Consider the following 17,344-nt stretch of genomic DNA (forward strand, 5'->3'; position numbering starts at 1 on the left):
GTCTCCACTGCTGCGTCTCCCAGATTCTGCGCCCCGGGGGGGCGCTCGTAAGTCACGGAATGGATCCTAGGGTCTACGCAGCCGCTGCGCGCCTGCTTCGCCCTAGGATGACGAAACCGAGAAGAGCCTCACTCGCTCCACTTCACCTTGGTCAGATCGTTGGCGGGGATCGGTGCGTTTTCCCACAGCCCTTGCAGCTTGGCGTCCCAGACCCCGACCTTGGGCAGTTCGTAGAGGAAGCCCACCACGGCGTCGTCGGCCAGGATCTTTTGCGCTTGCGCATACAATTCCTTGCGCTTTGCCTCGTCGGACGTCAGCTCCAGATCGGCAATGACCTTGTTGAAGGTAGGGTTGTCGTAATTGAAGTAGTAGTCCTTGCGCGCGTAGATATCGATGTCGTTCGGCTCGGTGTGGGAGACGATGGTCAGGTCGTAGTCCTTCTTGGTGAACACCTGGTCCAGCCACTGCGCCCACTCGACGGGGATGATTTCCAGGTTGATGCCGACATCGCGTAGCTGCGAGGCGATGATCTCGCCGCCGAGCCGCGCATAGGTCGTCGGCGGCAGCTTCAACGTGGCCTTGAAGCCGTTCTCCAGTCCCGCCTCCTTGAGGAGTTCCTTGGCCTTGGCCACGTCATGCGGATAGCGGCCGGTCAGGTCGACATAATATTTGTTAGCCGGCGACATATGCGAGCCGATTGGCAGGCCGAGCCCGGCCGAGGCGCCGTCGATGATTGCCTTGCGATCGAGCGCGTAGGAGATCGCCTGCCTGACCTGCAGCTTGTCGAAAGGCGGCTTCTTGTTGTTGATGGACAGGATGGTCTCGCCTTCGGTCGCGCCGACCACAACCTTGAAGCGTGGATCATCCTTGATCTGCGCGACGCTGTCGGGATCGAAGAAGGGGAAAGCCTGTATGTCGCCGGAAAGCAGAGCCGGCACCGCGGCCGCGGCATCGGGAACGATGCGGAATTCGACCTTTTCGAGGAAAGCAGGAGTGCCCCAGTAATGATCCGATTTCACCAGGGTGATCGATGAGCCCTTGGCCCAGCTTTGGAATTTGAAGGGGCCGGTGCCAACGGGCTTTTCCTTGTTGGTGTCGGCGGATTTCGACGACACGATCACCGCATCGCCCCAGCCCATATTGTAGAGGAACGAGCCTTGCGGGTGGGTGAGCGTCACCTTCACGGTGGCGGGGTCGACCACGTCGACCTTGTCGATGGCGGCAAAGAGCTGCTTTTGCGCGTTGATGGAGTTTTCCGCGCGGGCACGGTCGAGCGAGAACTTCACGTCGTCGGCGCTGAAATCGGCGCCGTCGTGGAATTTCACGCCGGTGTGCAGCTTGAAGGTGTAGACCTTGCCGTCATCGGAAATGGTCCAGCTTTCGGCAAGATCCGGCAGAACCTCGCCATTGGGGCCGATCCGGGTCAGGCCCTCGAACACGTTGGCGTAGGTGACCTCCCTGATAGCCGCGGCCGCTCCCGCCGTCGGGTCGAGATGCGGGGGTTCAAGCGGAATGCCGATGACAAGATCGGTCCGGGCGGCAAACGCCGAAGTGGCGGTTGCGACCGCCAGCACGGCGGCGGCCAGAAGGGTCTTCCACAGTTTCATCGCTGAACTCCCCATGTGCTCAAATGCTCAAGCCTAAAGCGCGTCGCGTTGAAACGGATCCATGCGACGCGCTTTAGGTCCTTGTTTTTATGCATGTCGTTCTCCCAAAACCGAGGTCACTTTTGGGCGACATGCATTAGGGATAGAAGCGTGATTTCGCGCGGGAGTAAATTGCGTTTCGTGCTGTCGCGCCGCGGCAGGAGAAATGTCTTTGCGCCGCAGGCCGATCATCCGATTGTGCCGCGCAGCAGCACGTTGAGCCCGATCGCCATCACCTTGGCCGATTCCACCATGTCCTCTATGCCGACCCACTCGTCCGGCCGGTGGGCGAGGTCGAGAATGCCCGGTCCATAGGCGATGCAGTCATAGATGTGGCCGATGCGGGCAATGTGCTTCTGGTCGTACGTGCCGGGCGAGATGACGTAGTCGGGTTCGCGGTCGAAGATCGCATGAATGCCTTGCGCCACGGCCTTGACCACCGGCGCGTCGCGCTCGGTCATCAACGGCAGTACTTCCATCAGGTCGCGGATCTCGTAATCGAATTTTTTGCGCTCGCGCTTCAGCCGCTCGAGAATGCCGGTCACTTCGCCCTTGACCGTCGCCAGATCTTCCTCGAGCAGGAAGCGGCGGTCGATGGTCAGCCGGCAGGAATCGGGCACGTTGGGCGAGGGCAGACCCGGCCGGAAATCCTCGGTCTGGCCGCCATGGATGGAATTGATGTTCATGGTCGAGCGCCTGGCGCCTTCGGGCACGACCGGCATGCGCGTCACCTTGCGGTCGAGCGCCGGGAACAGTTCATCCTCGAAAGCCTTGAGCACGGCGCCCATATGGCGCACCGCATTGTCGCCGAGAAACGGCATCGAGCCATGCGCGATCTCGCCCTTGGTCTCGATCTCCGCCCACCAGACACCGCGGTGGCCAAGGCAGATGCGGTCCTTGTTCAACGGCTCGGGGATGATGACGTGGTCGACCTTGGGCTTGGAGAAATAGCCGAGGCTGGCCAGATGGGCGACACCGCCGAAGCCGCCGGATTCCTCGTCGACCGTGCCGGATATTTCGATGGCACCGGGAAAATCGGGATAGACGTCCATAAAGGCCTCGACCGCGATGATCGACGCGGCCAGGCCGCCCTTCATATCGCAGGCGCCACGTCCATAGACCTTGCCGTCCTTGACGATGCCGGCAAACGGATCGACGGTCCAGCCGTCGCCAGCCTCGACGACGTCGATATGCGAGTTGAAGTGGACGCAGGCACCGGGCGATCGGCCGTCGAAACGGGCCACGACATTGACGCGTGGGTAGCGATCGGTGTCGCCGGGCGTGCCTTCGGCGCGGATGAATTCGGTTTCAAAACCACGCTTCCTCAGCCGCGCGCCAAGATATTCGGCGCATGGCCGGTAGGCTTCGCCCGGTGGGTTGATGGTCGGAAAACGGATGAGGTCGGCGGTCAGCGCGACGACATCGTCGCGCCTGTCATCGATTGCTTGCAGGAGTCTCTCGTTCATCGGGAGAGTTGAGCAGCGATCGGTGTTGCATTGCAAGCCCGCCAGGCATCAAGCCTGCGCGACGTGTCGTTGCGGCAACTATCGCGGGAAATCGTTCAAATTCGCTGCTTTGGATTGGGGAATTGATCAAGGAGTGTGTGCTATCTGTTCACTGCCATTAAAAAGGTGAAAAACAACGTGATGGCAAGCAGGCAAGGGGCAATCAAAGGGGTTTGATCGCATGAAGAAGTTCTTTCTCGTGGCAGCGGCGATGTTGGCAACCGCGCTGTTGGGTACGCCGTCCGCAAGTTACGCGGCGATGTTGGAAGCGAAGATCGACGTGTCGTCGCAGACGATGACGGTGCGGTATGGGTCGGAGGTCTATCGCTGGGCCGTGTCGACCGCCCGCTCGGGTTATTTCACCCCGCGTGGCACATATCGGCCGCAGCGAACCGCCAAGATGTGGTATTCGCGTAAATACGACATGTCGCCGATGCCTTATTCGGTGTTCTTCCATGGTGGCTATGCCATCCATGGGACGGGCGCTGTCAGGCAACTCGGCCGTCCGGCCTCGCATGGCTGCGTGCGGCTGCACACGGCCAATGCCGCGGCCTTCTATTCGATGGTGCGGGAAGTGGGCTTCGGCAACACGCGCATTGTCGTGACGAACTGAAACGTCCCGGATTCGCCGGTCGCATCAATAGCTGGCGTAGAAGTCGCTTTCTCGCCAGCAGCTTGGGCTAAGCGCTCGCGGCAGGAGCCGGCTTCGGCCGCTTCTTGCGCCGCCAGTTGCTGATTTCCCACCTTTTGTGAAACCACATCCACTGGCCGGGATCCTCGCGCACCCAGCGCTCGACCACATCGTTCAGCATCTGGGTGGTGGCGTGGACGTCGACGCTGCCATCAGCGGTGCGCGGCAAGACCAGCTTGTCCTCGATCTCGAGCCGGAAACGGTTGCCTGGCAATCTGATGCAGCGCGCCGGATAGACGTCGCAGTCATAGTGGCGGGCAAGGGTGCCGAGCACACGGTTGCTCTGGCAGGGACGGCCGAAGAAGGTCGTGTCGAGACCGTTGGAGAATTTCTGGTCGACAAGGACGCCGATATTGCCGCCGTTTTCCAACACAGACGCCAGGGCAAACGAGGCTCCCGCCATCGACGGCAGCAGCGATCCCATGGTCGAGCGGCGGGTCGAAAGTATGTAGTCGGCAAGATAGGGATTGTTGGGCGGGCGAAACAGCGCCGTGATGTTCATGCCGAAAGTTGCCGCTGCCACCGGCAGCAGTTCGAAATTGCCGAGATGGCCGGTGAAGACGATGTGCGGCTGCTTCTCCGCGGCGATCTCGACGAAATGCTCTGTTCCCTTGACCTCGACGCGGCCGGGCTTGCTGGCGGCAGGGTCATAGTCGAACAGGGCGTCGAGGAAGATGTATTCGGCGGCGAGGCGGGCCATGTTGCCCCACATATCGGAGGCGATGGCCTGGATTTCGTCCTCGCTCTTTTCCGGATAGGCCTTGCGCAGATTGTCGATGGCGACCTGATGGCGCCCGACCCGGGGACCAATGAGGCGCGCGACCCGGTCGGCGAAATTCAATGCGCTGTCGACCGGCAGCAGACGCAGCACCGAAAGGATGATCATCGCCGCACGCGCAACCAGCCAGTAGTTCGCCTGGCGCAACTGCCGGCCGTAGCGAAATCTGAGGTCGCGGCGAAACTTCTTGAGCACCGAGGTCAAGGCTCTAGGCGACGCGCAGGATGATCTTGCCGAAGACGTCGCGGCCTTCCATGCGCTTCAGCGCGGCGTCGATATCGTCGAATCCGACCTCGGTGTCGATGACCGGTGCGACCTGTCCCGCCGCCATTTTCTGCATGGCGTTGGCCATGTTCTCCATGCGGCAGCCGAAGGATCCGAGCAGCTTCAGTTGCTGCTGGAACAGCTGCATCAGGTTGATCTGCGTCGACACGCCGGAGGTCGAGCCGCAGGTCACCAGGCGGCCGCCGCGCTTCAGGCACAGCATCGAGCCGGCAAAGGTGTCGGCGCCGACATGTTCGAACACGACGTCGACACCCTTCTTCTTCGTCAACTTGCGCACGACGCCTTCGAAGCGGTCGTCGCGATAGTTGATGACATGGTCTGCGCCGAGCGCCTTGGCCTTGTCGATCTTGTCGTTCGAGCCGACCGTGGTGATGATGGTGCAACCCATCCGCTTGGCCAGCTGAATGGCGGCCGAGCCGATGCCGGAGCCGCCGGCATGGACGAGGATGGTTTCACCCGGCTGAAGCCTGGCATTGTCGAACAGCATATGCTCGACCGTGCCGAAGGTGACAGGCGCCACCGCGGCGCCAATGTCGGTCACGCCGGGCGGGGCGGGGACCAGCAGGCGTGCGGGCAGGTTGATCTTTTCCTGCGCGAAGCCGTCGAGATGGAAACCGTGAACGCCGGAAACATGTTCGCACAGATTGTCGCGGCCTTCGCGGCAGGCGCGACAAAGGCCGCAGGTGCGCGCGCCATAGATCGACACCAATTGTCCGGGCAGCAGGCTGGAAACGCCTGGGCCGACCGCCTCGACCTCGCCAGAGGCTTCAGCACCGACGACCAGTGGCAGCTTGCGCTTGGCGAAGGCCATGCCGCGCCAGCCCCAGACGTCGATGTGGTTCAGCGCCACCGCCTTGATGCGCAGCGTGACTTCGCCAAGTGCGGGTGGCGGCGGGGGCGGCAGGTCCACCGTTTCGAGACGGCGGTCCTCGATAAGTTGCAGTGCGCGCATAAGCCTGTCGGTTCTGTTCTAAAGCGCGTCGCGCTTCAGGTCTTGGTTTTATGCATGTCGTTGTCGCAGAACCAAGGTCACTTTTGCGCGACATGCATTGGTGGAAAGCGCTCGCTTAGACCGGTTCCCGCGCCATGACAAGGCAAGTGTTCTGGCCGCCGAAGCCGAAGGAGTTCGACAAAACACTGCGAACCTCGGCGTTGCGCTTCTTGTTCGGCACCACGTCGAGGACGATCGCCGGGTCGGGATTGTCGTAGTTGATGGTCGGCGGGATGACGCTTTCACGCATCGTCATCAGCGAGAACGCCGCCTCGACGGCTCCGGCCGCCGACAGCGTGTGGCCGATCATCGACTTGTTGGACGAAACCGGCATGGAGCTTATGCGCTCGCCGAATACGGTCGACAGTGCCAGATGTTCCATCTTGTCGTTCTCGGGAGTCGACGTGCCGTGGGCGTTGACATAGTCGATCTCGTCTTCACTCAGGCCGGCATCGGCGAGGGCGGCGCGAACCGCGGCGATGGCAGGCGAAGCGTCCGGCTTCGAGCGGGTGCGATGGAAGTCGTCGGCCTTCTCGCCGCAACCGCTGAGGACGCCAAGAATGGTCGCGCCGCGAGCCAATGCCGCCTCAAGCGATTCCAACACCAGTGCCCCGGATCCCTCGGCCAATACGAAGCCATCGCGATCCTTGGAGAAAGGCTTCGATGCCTTTTCGGGAATGTCGTTGTGCGTGGAGAGCGCCGAAAGCAATGAGAAGCGGATCAGTGCCTCGGCGGTGGCGGAACCGTCCGCGCCGATTGATAGCGCACGGTCGCATTCGCCGCGCCGGATCGCCTCGACACCGAGCTGGATCGCGGTGGCGCCCGAAGCGCAAGCCGTCGACAGGGTGATCGGCAGACCGCGCGTGCCAAGGCGGTCGGCAAGGCGGTCGGCGATCGAACCGAACTGGGTGGTCTCGAAAATATCCAGCTCTTTCAAGCTGCGCGCCACCCGAAGCAGTCTTTCGGCGGCGGTGTCATCCTTGTCCTTGTCGGAATTGTAGAGCGAGAAGCGCTCGGCCCAGTCGAGTTCGACCGGCGGCGATGCAAGGAAAAGCGGTCCGCCGAAGTCGCTGGAATCAAGACCGGATTCGGTCACCGCTTCGAGGCCCGCAAGCTCGGCCAGCTCATAGGTGAGCGGGCTGGCACCTTTCGAACTCGACGGCAGGAAATCGACCATGCCGGAGATGCGGGTGTTCAGTTGGTCGATGGGAAAGCGGGTGATCGGGTGGATGCCCGACTTGCCGGAGGTCAACGCCGCCCAATTGTCGGTCTTGCCGACGCCAAGCGAGGTGACCACGCCGATGCCGGTGACGGCGACGATTGGCCTGCCCATGTGATCGTTCAGATTGGCCATCCGGGAGCCCTCGAGCGTTTATCGTTGCAGCATGGATCGCGGAGCGCCGCGTTAGGCGGCGTTGACCAGCGCCATGCCCTCGAATTGGTGATAGCCGATCGCCGTTGCAAGGACGCTTGCGGGAATGCCTTCGAACGGCTTCTCGGCCGCGGCATCGAAAACAGGGTAAGCGGCCTTGCGGTCGACGGCGAGTGCCGCCAGCGCCACGGCGAACGGAAACTGCGCTTCCTTCATGTGTCCGGTCAGTGTCGAGAAGCCGCGCGCGGCGATCTCGGGATTGGCATCGAGCACTGCCTTCTCGGCAGTGGTTGCGGCATGCGCGCCCGAGGCGCCCGACAGGGCAAGCAGCTTGCCGTTCGGCAGCGCCGCCTGGCCGAGCAGCGCGGCAATCTCGGCATCGAGCTCTCCGCGTGGCCGCCTGGCGCGGCCTGAGACGACCGGGCCGAGTTCAGCATAAATCTTGCGCCCGCGGCTTGTCGCGTGTTCGCGCTGCTCCAGCACAAGGAAGGCACCGCCGGATCCGGTGACGATGCCGCCGCCCTCGGCGCCCTGTCTTTGCCACACGGGTTTCCAGGGGCCGCGATGCAGATAGCCGGCAAGCTCGTAACCGAGCAGCATGTCGGAATGTTCGGTCTGGAAGGCGCCGCCGACCAGGATGTGCGTCGACTGGCCGGAGCGGATGCGCGCGGCGGCCGTTTCGACGGCGGCGACCCCGGCACCTTCCTCGCCCATGAAGGTGCGCGACGAGCCCGTCACCTTGTGGACGATGGAGATGTTGCCGGCGAGCAGGTTGGAAAGCTGCGCCAAAAACAGGGTCGGCCGCAACTCGGTGGTCAGCTTCTCATTAAGCAGCACGTCGCGGTCGTTGCGGCTCTCGGATGCGGCGAGAATGGCGGCATCGACCGCCTCGTCGCGCTCGCCGCCGCCGGCGGCCACCACCATGTCCATGGTCGTGCTGAGCTCGTCATTGCCTTTGATGCCGGCGTCGTCGAGCGCAAGCCCGGCGGCATAGGTGCCGAGCCGCTGCCATGTTTCCATCTGCCGCTGATCGCCGCGCTTGGCGATCTGCAGGTTCCAGTCGATCTCCGGCAGCGGATGGACGGTGTAGGGCGCAAAGCGCGCGGCTTCGAGCACCGGCTGCAGGCCCGGCTGCGCCAGCTTCTGCCAGTGGGCGTCAGGGCCTTCTCCCAGCGAGGAGACAAGGCCGATACCGGTGATGACGACGTCGCGGGGGCTGCTCATGGGCGGCTTTGTGGGTCAGGCGGCGGAGCGCGTCAAGGTCGCGCGCTCAACTGACGTCAGGCGGTCTTGGCGGCGACCAGCGCGTCGATCTTGGCGCACAGGTTCTTCATGACGAAGTAGTCGTCGGTCGACGCCTTGCCGTCATTGACTTCCTGGGTCCACTTTTCCAGCGGCACCTTGATGCCGAATTCCTTGTCGATGGCGAAGACGATGTCGAGGAAATCAAGGCTGTCGATGCCGAGATCGTCGATCGTGTGGCTCTCGGGTGTGATGGTGTCGATATCGATCTCGCTGGTGTCGGCAATGATCTTGGCGACTTTGTCGAACGTGGTGGAATTCGTGGTGGACAACGGGGCTTTTCCTTCTTTGCGGGCGGAATCTGTCCGCATCTTGTTTGGGCGCTGTCTAATCGGTTTTTCCGGGCAGGAAAAGGCCTGATAGTCCGGGCGCAGATGGGTAGGCTGCCCAAGAAACGCAAGAAGGGCCGCCGGTCAACCCGGCGGCCCTTCCCATTACGTCACGTCAGTCTCTGTTTCGATGCCTGTCGTTTTCCCAAAACCGGAACCAATTTTGGGCGACATCCCATCAGTTGTCGCGGAGCTTGACCAGATCGTTGAGCAATCCGCCCGTTCCGTTGTGGACGGTCAGCCGCTCGACCTTGCCGGCGATGGTTTCCAGAGCCTCGAGCTCCTTCAGCCGCAGCATCACCGGGTTCTCCGCCATCACCCTGGCCGTGTTGAGCAGCGAACGCGTAGCGTTCGTCTCCTCGCGGCGGCGGATGACATTGGCCTCGGCCTGCTTTTCGGCCGACACCACCTGGTTCAGGATCTCGCGCATCTCGCCCGGCAGGATGACATCCTTGAGGGCGATATCGCTGACCTCGACACCGATCTCGGCCATGTCGGCACGGACCTTGGCTGCCGCTTCCTCGTCGACCGTCACCTTCTTTTCAAGGATCTGGTCAAGCGTCAGCGCGCCCAGCGTCTTGCGGAAAGCGTATTGCAGGGCGCGGTAAAGGGCTTCAGAGAAGTCCTTCACGGCACTCACCGCCTTGACCGGATCGACGACCCGGTATTCGGCGGCGATATTGACGCGGATCGTCACGCGATCCTTGGTCAGCACTTCCTGCCCGGCGACGTCGAGCGACTGGCGCTTGAGGTCGACGACCTTCATCTGCACCATGCGTCCGACATTCCAGAAGCCGTGCACGCCCGCGGAAAGCGTCCTGACCAGGACACCGTCGATGAACAGCAACCCGGCCTGCCCGTCGAGGACCGGGTGGACCGACATCAACTCCGCCTTCCGGGCCTGGCCGAGCCGGCGCATGACCGCCGGATCGATGGCCAGATCGGCCGATGTGTCGATCAGCGCCACAGTCCACGGACCGGCATCCGTCCACAGCACCAGCTTGCGGTCCGGTGCCAGCACGGCATGCAAATTGCCGTCACGCTCGATGACGGCGACATCCGTGCGCCCGGTGCGAACGACGGTGAAATGACGCGCGGCCACATCCGGGAGCTTGTCGAACAACGCCTTCTCATATGCCGAAACGAATTCCGGGTTCTTCAGATCGTGCCGCGACACTTCCAGGCTTCCGCGCCGATTGGCGAGCGAGTGCTCGCCCGGCAGCAGGACGGCCTTGATCTCCCCCTTGTGGAGGGTGAGGGCACGTTCGTTTTCCTTTACGAGGACGCGCTGGCGTCCAAGAACCTTGTCGAGAATAGTCGTCATTTTATTACTCCTGTCGGGCATGGCCCCATGCGAGGCGTCACGTCATGCGTCGATCTTCCCTTCGTTTCTCGTTTCACGTCGTCATGGTCCGGACACGAATGATCCGGGGACTGGTGGCATCAATCCGTGGCGGGTCTTCGGGAGCGGGTCGCGGGGCAGCGAAGCGGGCTCGGCAAGCCGTGGCCTGCCTTGCCGGCGACACCGCGCCTTGACCGTCACCGCGGACCTGGCCGCGAGCCGATGGCGTCAAACCTTTCGATACGGCCTTGGCCCGAAGGCTTCGGTCGTCCGTCGGGTCTTCGGCATTCCAGTCCCCGGACCGTTTTTCAGATAACACCGTGGCAGGGTGGAGAAGGATTCGAACCTTCGACAATCAGAACCTAAATCTGATGCTCTACCAAACTGAGCTATCCGTGGTGCAGACAGCAGGAATCGAACCTGCGACCTCCGGACCCAAATCCGGCGCTCTACCCCTGAGCTACATCCGCGACCCCAATCCCCAAAGCGGCGCCGTATACAGGGCGGCAACGCCGCCTGCACGGGCGGAGACGAAAGCTCCAACCGTTGTGCTCACTTCGGTTCTCGTGACCGGGAGCGCGGCTATAGAGCCTGCGACGGGTTGTCGCAAGCGGCATTGTCGGGGCGAATTCGCGGCTTTTTTCAGTGGTGGCAATTCGGCAACACTGCGTCCAACGTTGGAAGCGCGGTACCGTTAGAAGGTGACGCGACCGAGTACACGCAGGCCGTCGCCCTGCGGCTCGACGATCACGGCTTCGCCCTCTCGCGGCGAAACCCCGGTCAGCGCCATGATGTCTTCCAGATGGGTGACCATGACCAGGTTGTCGGAACCGGAATAGGCGCGGATTTCCTTCATGATGGCGGCGATCTGCGCTGCCTTCTGCGCATCGTCGCCCTTCAGCAGATCGAGCGGCGCAAACAGCTCCGGCTCGGCCTCGAAGGCGATGCGCGCGGTGTCGAGGCAGCGGCAGTAGCGGCTGGACAGCACGCGCTCGATCGGAGCGGCGCGGGCGGCAAACAAGGCGCCGATCTTGCTTGCCTGCTGCTTGCCGCGCGCCGAGAGGTTGATCTGGGTGGCGCAGCTGTCGACGTCGAAATTAGCCGGATCGGTGGTGCCGGTGACCATGGCATGGCGCAGCAGCACCACATGGCCGCCATCGCGCAGCAACGCCCAGCCGGCATCCGTGGCATGGGCCGCGACGGGAATGACGAGCAGGAACAAGGCCAGGGCAAATCGAATCATCGCGGTCCTTCCAGGAGCCTGACACCGGGCTCCGGTCATTCGCATATAGGGATCGGAAGGCCGGCACAAAGACAAGCGGGCGTCGCGGACGTCCCAGACTCACTTTTTGGCGAGCTGCTGCTTCACCAGATCGATCTTCTGGTCGGTGAGCGGGATGGGGATGGTGTAGCCGGCTTCGGTAAAGCCCAGCTTGGCGTTCTCGAAGAACTCGATGGCCCTGAGATATTCCGGCTTGCCGCCGCCATAGCTGGCGCGGTTCCAGTGGATATCGCCGAGATTATTCTGTTCGAAAGCCCATTGCATGGGCTGGTTTTCCCTGGTGAACACCTTCAGCGTCGCGGTGAAAGCCGCCTCGGCCTCGTCGAGATATTTGCCGGTCCGTTCGATATTGCCGAGGTTGAGCAGGCTCATGCCGATGCCGTTCTGGGCGTTGGCCCAGTCGACCGGTGCGGACTCGATGGACAGCACTTCAAGTGCCGCCCGCCGCGCCGCGATCGAATCCTGCAAGGTTTTCGGATCGGCATTGCTCATGCTCAGCCAGTGCAGCGTCGAGCCCAGACCGGCCTGGGCCAGCGCCCATTGCCGAGGGTTCGTCTCGCGCTTGTATTCGCGCAACGCATTCCGATAGGCGTCGACCGCCTCGCTGTAATGCTCGGGCTTGTCCGTCACGCCGCCAAGAAGCTGCAGCGTGTTGCCGAGATTGTAGTAGCTCATGGCCCAATCCAGCGGGAATTTCCGCCTGACATAGATCTGCCGGGCTGCCTGGAAGGCTGCCGCCGACTGTTCGAGCTTGGCTGCATCGCGGGTCCGCTGGCCAAGCGTCTGGTAGATCGAGCCGAGATTGTTCTGCGCCGACGCCCAATCCATCGGGAACCGCTGGCGGGTAAACACCGTCAGCGCGTCGTCATAGGCCGCGGCGGCCTCTTCGAGCGTGCCCGTGCCCATATCGAAGCGGGCAACCCCGCTCAGTGCGTTGCCGAGGTTGAGCCGGCTGGTCGCCCATGACACCGGGAAGGTCTCGCGGGTCCGCACCTTCAGCGCCGCGCGGAACGCATCGGCCGCCTCGTTGATCTTGGCCTTGTCGTTGAGCTGGATGCCTGAAGTCACGAGGGTATTGCCGAGATTGTTCTCGACCATCGCCCATTCCACGGGCGTTTTCTCGCGCGTGTATTCCTCAAGCGCCAGCCGGTAGGCTGCTTCCGCATCCTTCAGATGCCCGCCGTCGGGCTCTCGCTCCGAGAGCGCATAGAGCGCGAGGCCGAGATTGTTCTGCGAAGCGGCCCAGTCGAGCGGCAGCTTGTCGCGCGGGCGCTTTTCCAACGTGGCGCGCATCGCAGCCACGGCTTCATTGAGGCGCTTTGGGTCACTCTCGCGTTCGCCGATCTTCAAAAGTACGTTGGCGAGATTGTTCTGCGCGGCGGCCCAATTGGGGTCGTCCTTCTCGCGCTCGAAGACGACAAGCGAATCGCGGAAGATCTGTGCTGCTTCCTCGAGACGCGCGGTCTCGGTCTCGCGCTCGCCGATGGTCTGCAGCACCACCGCCATATTGTTGCGGGTGATCGCCCAATCCCTGTTCTGCTCGCCATTGGGAATGAAGTTCAGGATGATGTGATAGGCTTCGATCGCGTGCTGCAGCGCATCGAGGTCGCCGGTGGCATAGCCATAGGCGTTGACTGCCTCGGCTTCCTGGTTCTTGTAGTTCCAGCGCAGCTTGTCGTCCCATTTCTCGACCAGCGAGAAGGCTTTGGCGTAATCGTTGGCGGCGGATTTGTAGTCGAAGACCAGGGCGGCGGCGTCGGCGCGTTTGGCATAGATGGCGGCGTCGGCGATGCGTTTCTGTCGGACCAGGTCCTCGGCCTCGTCAACCGCGTCGCTGTTCTGCTCGACCCTGCCGACCGCGTCATCGAGGAATTTGCGCGCCGTCACCATGGCGCCCTGGCCTATGGCCTTGTCGGCGGACGCGACCAGCCGCTTGATCTCCGGATCGTCCGTGCGCAGCGCCGCGCGCTCGGACATCATCTTCTTCAGGCGCTCGGCTTGGGCGTCGAGCACCTTCTGCAGGTCGGCCGGATCCTCGGGGATCTTTTCCGTGCCGAGTGCCCTGAGCACGCCATAGAGCGCGTCGAGCGGCACTCCGTCCTGCAGCGAGGCCAGTTCCACCTGCGCCCGCTTGGGATCGGGCAGGTCGGAGATGGTCAAGAGCAACTGCCGTCTTTCGCCGGTGATCAGCCCGTCATCGCCTGTCGGTTCCGGTGGCGCGACGCCGAAATAGAGCAGCCGGCGCAGGCTTTCATTGACCCAGGGGCGCTGCTTTGCCTTGGTGTCGAGATAGACCTCCTCGGTCACCATGCGCATGACCGAGCCGAACTCCGTGCCTTTCATCGCCGCGAGGTGGCGCAGCAGCGCGGCCGCGTAAGGGCTGTTTTCACCGGCGGCGCCATCCAGAGCCGGACGCCCCGGTTCGGCGGCGAAGCCGACCACCGTGCCCAGGCTCGCATCCGCCGCCGGTGCGTTGCCGAGGGCCTTGGCACCACGCACCGGTTCCAGCCCGCCAGCACCGATCGGCTCGGCGGAAGCGGTTGGCGCGCGCCGCACCACGGCGTCGGCCGGGAACGGATTGGTGCGGCAGGCGTCGAGCAGCATGATCGTCACCGGCACGGTCTTCTTCAATTCATCCATGACGGCGGACATCGGCACCAGGGCCTGACCAGCATCCTTGAGCGACGAGACGTCTGCATCGACAGGAACCAGATAGTTTTCGCCACCGGCTTCGATACCGTGGCCGGAATAGTAGATGAAGGCGACGTCGGCGCCTTCGGCATCCTCGACGAACCGTTCGAGGTCGCGCTTCAGCTTGCCGGCATCGCGATCGGTGACGTTGCGGGCGTCGAAGCCGAGGTCGGTCAGCATCTTGGCCATGTCGCGGGCGTCGTTGGCCGGGTTGGGCAGGGCGGCGATGTGTTCGTATTTCGACTGGCCGATGATCAGCGCCACGCCCTTGAGGCTCTTCGTCTCGGCAAATGCAAACGCCGTCGCGGCAAGACAAAGCAGAGCGGCGACGAAGGCCGTCAGCCACATCCGTGCAAAAAGATTACGTCCTGAGGTCTCGACAAAGGTCATTTGTCGTTCGTGTCCGCCCTGATGTTCCAAACCCTCTATAACGCTGCCAGCAGACCATGATCAAATTCAGGCATGATCAAATTCGGGCGCGATTGCGCCACGGGCGCGGCTCGCCTATCCCTGAAAAAATGTCCCCGCTCACAGAAACCGTCCTTTTTGTCTTCAGCCTTGTCGCGCTCGGCTATCTCGCCGGGCTCACCGGCTATCTCAGGCCGGCGAGCGGCGAGGGGATATCGGACTTCGCGGTCTCGGTGGCGATGCCGCTGCTTCTGTTCCAGACGATGGTGAATGCCGATTTCCACGGCGTGGCGCCATGGCCGCTGTGGGGGGCTTATTTCACGGCGGTGGCGATCACCTGGGCCGCCGGCCATGTCGTCACCACGCGGATATTCGGACGTGATGCGCGCGCCGGCGTCGTCGGAGGCGTGTCGTCGGCCTATTCCAATGTGGTGCTGCTCGGCGCGCCGTTCATCCTCGGCATATTCGGCCCAAGCGGCTTCGAAGTGCTGTCGCTTCTGGTCTCGGTGCATCTGCCGGTCATGATGATGGCCTCGATCGTGCTGTTCGAAATGTTCGGCCGCGGCAGCGGCGACCATGTCCATCCGCTGCGGGTGCTGCGCAGCTTCCTGCGGCGGCTGTTCATGAACCCGCTGATCATCGGCATTCTGCTGGGGCTGGCATGGCGCCTCAGCGGCGTGCCGCTGCCCAACCTCGCCATGCGGCTGGTCGATGCGCTGGCCGACACGGCTGGGCCGGTGGCGCTGTTTGCCATGGGGCTCAGCCTGCGTCGCTTCGGCGTTTCGGGCAATGTCAGGCCGGCCCTGGCGCTTTCGGCGCTGAAACTGTTCCTGATGCCGGCGCTGGTTCTCGCCTTCGTCTGGCTGCTCGGCCTGCCGCCGATGACCGCCAAGGTGGCGGTCGTGGTCGCGGCGCTGCCGTCCGGCATCAATTCCTATCTCATCGCCGTGCAGTTCAACACCGGCCAGGCGCTGGCTTCGAACCAGATGACCATCGCCACGGCCTGTGCCGCCATCACCACGGCTTTCTGGCTGACCGTCGTCTTGCACGTATTCGGGTAGGCATTCCACGGACGAAGATGTCGACCGCTCTCGTCTCCGGCTGGTCCAACCCCTATATGCCATCTTGCGATTGCTTGCGGGCCTTGCCCTAGGTAAAGAGCAATGGCTCCGGCGTGCCGGCTTTTCAAGTCCTGGCGCACGCTCACCGAAGATTCACAGACCGGCCCGTCAGCGCGCCGAACGGAGGATAGACCATGCTTCAGAAAACCAGCCATTTCATGCGGCAAGCCAATCTCATCAACGGCGAATGGGTGCAGGCCGACAGCGGCCAGACGGTCGACGTCAACAACCCCGCCACCGGCCTCAAGATCGGCACCGTGCCGAAGTCGGGCAAGGCCGAGACCCGCCGCGCCATCGAGGCGGCCGATGCCGCCTTCAAGTCGTGGCGCAAGACGACCGCGCTCGAACGCTCGAAGCTGCTGCGCAAGCTGCATGACGCGATGATGGACAATCAGGACGTGCTGGCCGAACTGCTGACCATCGAGCAGGGCAAGTCGCTGTTCGAATCGAAGGGCGAGATCGGCTCGGCCGCGGCTTATATATTGTGGTTCGCCGAGGAGGGCCGCCGCACCTATGGCGACGTCGTGCCGTCACCATGGGCGGATCGCCGCATCCTGGTTACCAAGGAGCCGGTCGGCGTCATCGCTGCCATCACGCCGTGGAATTTCCCGTCCTCGATGCTGGCCCGCAAGCTCGGTCCCGCACTTGCCGCTGGCTGCACCGCCGTCGTCAAGCCGGCCTCGCAGACGCCATATTCGGGCCTCGCCTGGGGCGCGCTGGCCGAGGAAGTCGGCTTCCCCAAGGGCGTCGTCAACATCCTGACCGGTGCCGCCGGCGAAATCGGCGACGAGATCTGCGCCAACCCGCTGGTCAAGAAGATCACCTTCACCGGCTCGACCGAAGTCGGCAAGATCCTGATCCAGAAGTCGTCGGTCACCGTCAAGAAAGTGTCGATGGAACTCGGCGGCAACGCGCCGTTCATCGTCTTCGACGACGCCGATATCGACCGTGCCGTCACCGGCGCCATAACCGCCAAGTATCGCAATTCCGGCCAGACATGCGTGTGCACCAACCGCTTCCTCGTGCAGGCCGGCGTCTATGACAAGTTCGTCGAGAAACTGGCCGCCGCCAGCAACGGGCTGAAGGTCGGTTCCGGCCTCGAGGAAGGCGTGCAGCAGGGACCGCTGATCGACGAGAAGGCGGTCGAGAAGGTCGAGGAACTGATTGCCGACGCCACCTCAAAGGGCGGCAAGATCGTCGCCGGCGGCAAGCGTCATGCGCTCGGCGGCTCGTTCTTTCAGCCGACGGTCATCGCCAACGCTACGCCCAAGATGCGCTTCATGAAGGAAGAGATCTTTGGCCCGGTGGCACCGGTGTTCAAGTTCGAGACCGAGGAAGAGGCGGTGCAACTCGCCAACGACACCGAGTTCGGCCTTGCCTGCTACTTCTACACCGGTGATCTCGGCCGTGCCTTCCGGGTCATGGAAGGACTGAAATACGGCATGGTCGGCGTCAATGAAGGCCTCATCACCACGCCGGAAGCGCCGTTCGGCGGCGTCAAGGAATCGGGTCTTGGCAAGGAAGGCGGACATCAGGGCATCGAGGATTATCTCGATACCAAATATGTCTGCATCGGCGGCCTCGGCCTCTGATAGACTGGT

Annotated in this window: 13 protein-coding genes and 1 tRNA gene; 3 read left to right on the forward strand and 11 right to left on the reverse strand. The window is 63.0% G+C overall.

Going from position 1 to position 17,344, the window contains the following annotated elements:
- Window positions 1-128: 128 nt before the first annotated feature.
- Window positions 129-1,607, reverse strand: a complete 1,479-nt coding sequence (locus AC07UC_RS19235; protein WP_494907064.1) for an ABC transporter substrate-binding protein — start codon at window positions 1,605-1,607, stop codon at window positions 129-131.
- Window positions 1,608-1,834: 227 nt separating this feature from the next.
- Window positions 1,835-3,112, reverse strand: coding sequence for an acetylornithine deacetylase/succinyl-diaminopimelate desuccinylase family protein (locus AC07UC_RS19240; protein ID WP_494907065.1), 1,278 nt, complete (start codon window positions 3,110-3,112; stop codon window positions 1,835-1,837).
- A 220-nt stretch (window positions 3,113-3,332) separates the two neighbouring features.
- Here AC07UC_RS19240 and AC07UC_RS19245 point away from each other — a divergent pair, with 220 nt between their 5' ends.
- Complete coding sequence (locus tag AC07UC_RS19245) at window positions 3,333-3,764, forward strand: L,D-transpeptidase (RefSeq protein WP_140773044.1); 432 nt, start codon at window positions 3,333-3,335, stop codon at window positions 3,762-3,764.
- 67 nt (window positions 3,765-3,831) lie between these two features.
- On the opposite strand, the gene AC07UC_RS19250 is transcribed toward AC07UC_RS19245, so the two are convergent.
- The 9 genes from AC07UC_RS19250 to AC07UC_RS19290 all read right to left on the reverse strand — a co-directional run bounded on the left by AC07UC_RS19250 (window position 3,832) and on the right by AC07UC_RS19290 (window position 14,604).
- Window positions 3,832-4,815, reverse strand: coding sequence for a lipid A biosynthesis lauroyl acyltransferase (locus AC07UC_RS19250; RefSeq protein WP_181179889.1), 984 nt, complete (start codon window positions 4,813-4,815; stop codon window positions 3,832-3,834).
- A 13-nt stretch (window positions 4,816-4,828) separates the two neighbouring features.
- On the reverse strand, window positions 4,829-5,857 hold the full coding sequence (locus AC07UC_RS19255; protein ID WP_056572508.1) for a zinc-binding dehydrogenase: 1,029 nt from the start codon (window positions 5,855-5,857) through the stop codon (window positions 4,829-4,831).
- A gap of 115 nt (window positions 5,858-5,972) precedes the next feature.
- Window positions 5,973-7,250 carry a beta-ketoacyl-ACP synthase gene (locus tag AC07UC_RS19260; protein WP_140773050.1) on the reverse strand — a complete coding sequence of 426 codons (1,278 nt, stop codon included), beginning with the start codon at window positions 7,248-7,250 and terminating at the stop codon, window positions 5,973-5,975.
- Window positions 7,251-7,301: 51 nt separating this feature from the next.
- Window positions 7,302-8,492, reverse strand: coding sequence for a beta-ketoacyl-ACP synthase (locus AC07UC_RS19265; RefSeq protein WP_494907066.1), 1,191 nt, complete (start codon window positions 8,490-8,492; stop codon window positions 7,302-7,304).
- A gap of 56 nt (window positions 8,493-8,548) precedes the next feature.
- Complete coding sequence (locus tag AC07UC_RS19270; RefSeq protein ID WP_027029416.1) at window positions 8,549-8,842, reverse strand: acyl carrier protein; 294 nt, start codon at window positions 8,840-8,842, stop codon at window positions 8,549-8,551.
- 235 nt (window positions 8,843-9,077) lie between these two features.
- Entirely contained in the window at window positions 9,078-10,223 is a 1,146-nt protein-coding gene (locus AC07UC_RS19275) for a slipin family protein (protein ID WP_181179891.1), read from the reverse strand.
- 414 nt (window positions 10,224-10,637) lie between these two features.
- A tRNA-OTHER gene (locus AC07UC_RS19280) sits at window positions 10,638-10,711 on the reverse strand.
- Window positions 10,712-10,935: 224 nt separating this feature from the next.
- Window positions 10,936-11,484: a histidine phosphatase family protein gene (locus AC07UC_RS19285; protein ID WP_494907067.1), complete on the reverse strand. Its 549-nt coding sequence runs from the start codon at window positions 11,482-11,484 to the stop codon at window positions 10,936-10,938.
- Between the two features lie 99 nt (window positions 11,485-11,583).
- Window positions 11,584-14,604 (reverse strand): caspase family protein, encoded by a 3,021-nt coding sequence (locus AC07UC_RS19290; protein WP_494907068.1) that lies wholly within the window; start codon window positions 14,602-14,604, stop codon window positions 11,584-11,586.
- A gap of 128 nt (window positions 14,605-14,732) precedes the next feature.
- Here AC07UC_RS19290 and AC07UC_RS19295 point away from each other — a divergent pair, with 128 nt between their 5' ends.
- On the forward strand, window positions 14,733-15,683 hold the full coding sequence (locus AC07UC_RS19295) for an AEC family transporter (protein WP_494907069.1): 951 nt from the start codon (window positions 14,733-14,735) through the stop codon (window positions 15,681-15,683).
- 194 nt (window positions 15,684-15,877) lie between these two features.
- Window positions 15,878-17,335, forward strand: a complete 1,458-nt coding sequence (locus AC07UC_RS19300) for an NAD-dependent succinate-semialdehyde dehydrogenase (RefSeq protein ID WP_056572490.1) — start codon at window positions 15,878-15,880, stop codon at window positions 17,333-17,335.
- The last annotated feature ends 9 nt before the right edge of the window (window positions 17,336-17,344 follow it).

It is taken from the genome of Mesorhizobium sp. GW821-FHT04C10 (assembly GCF_059420305.1).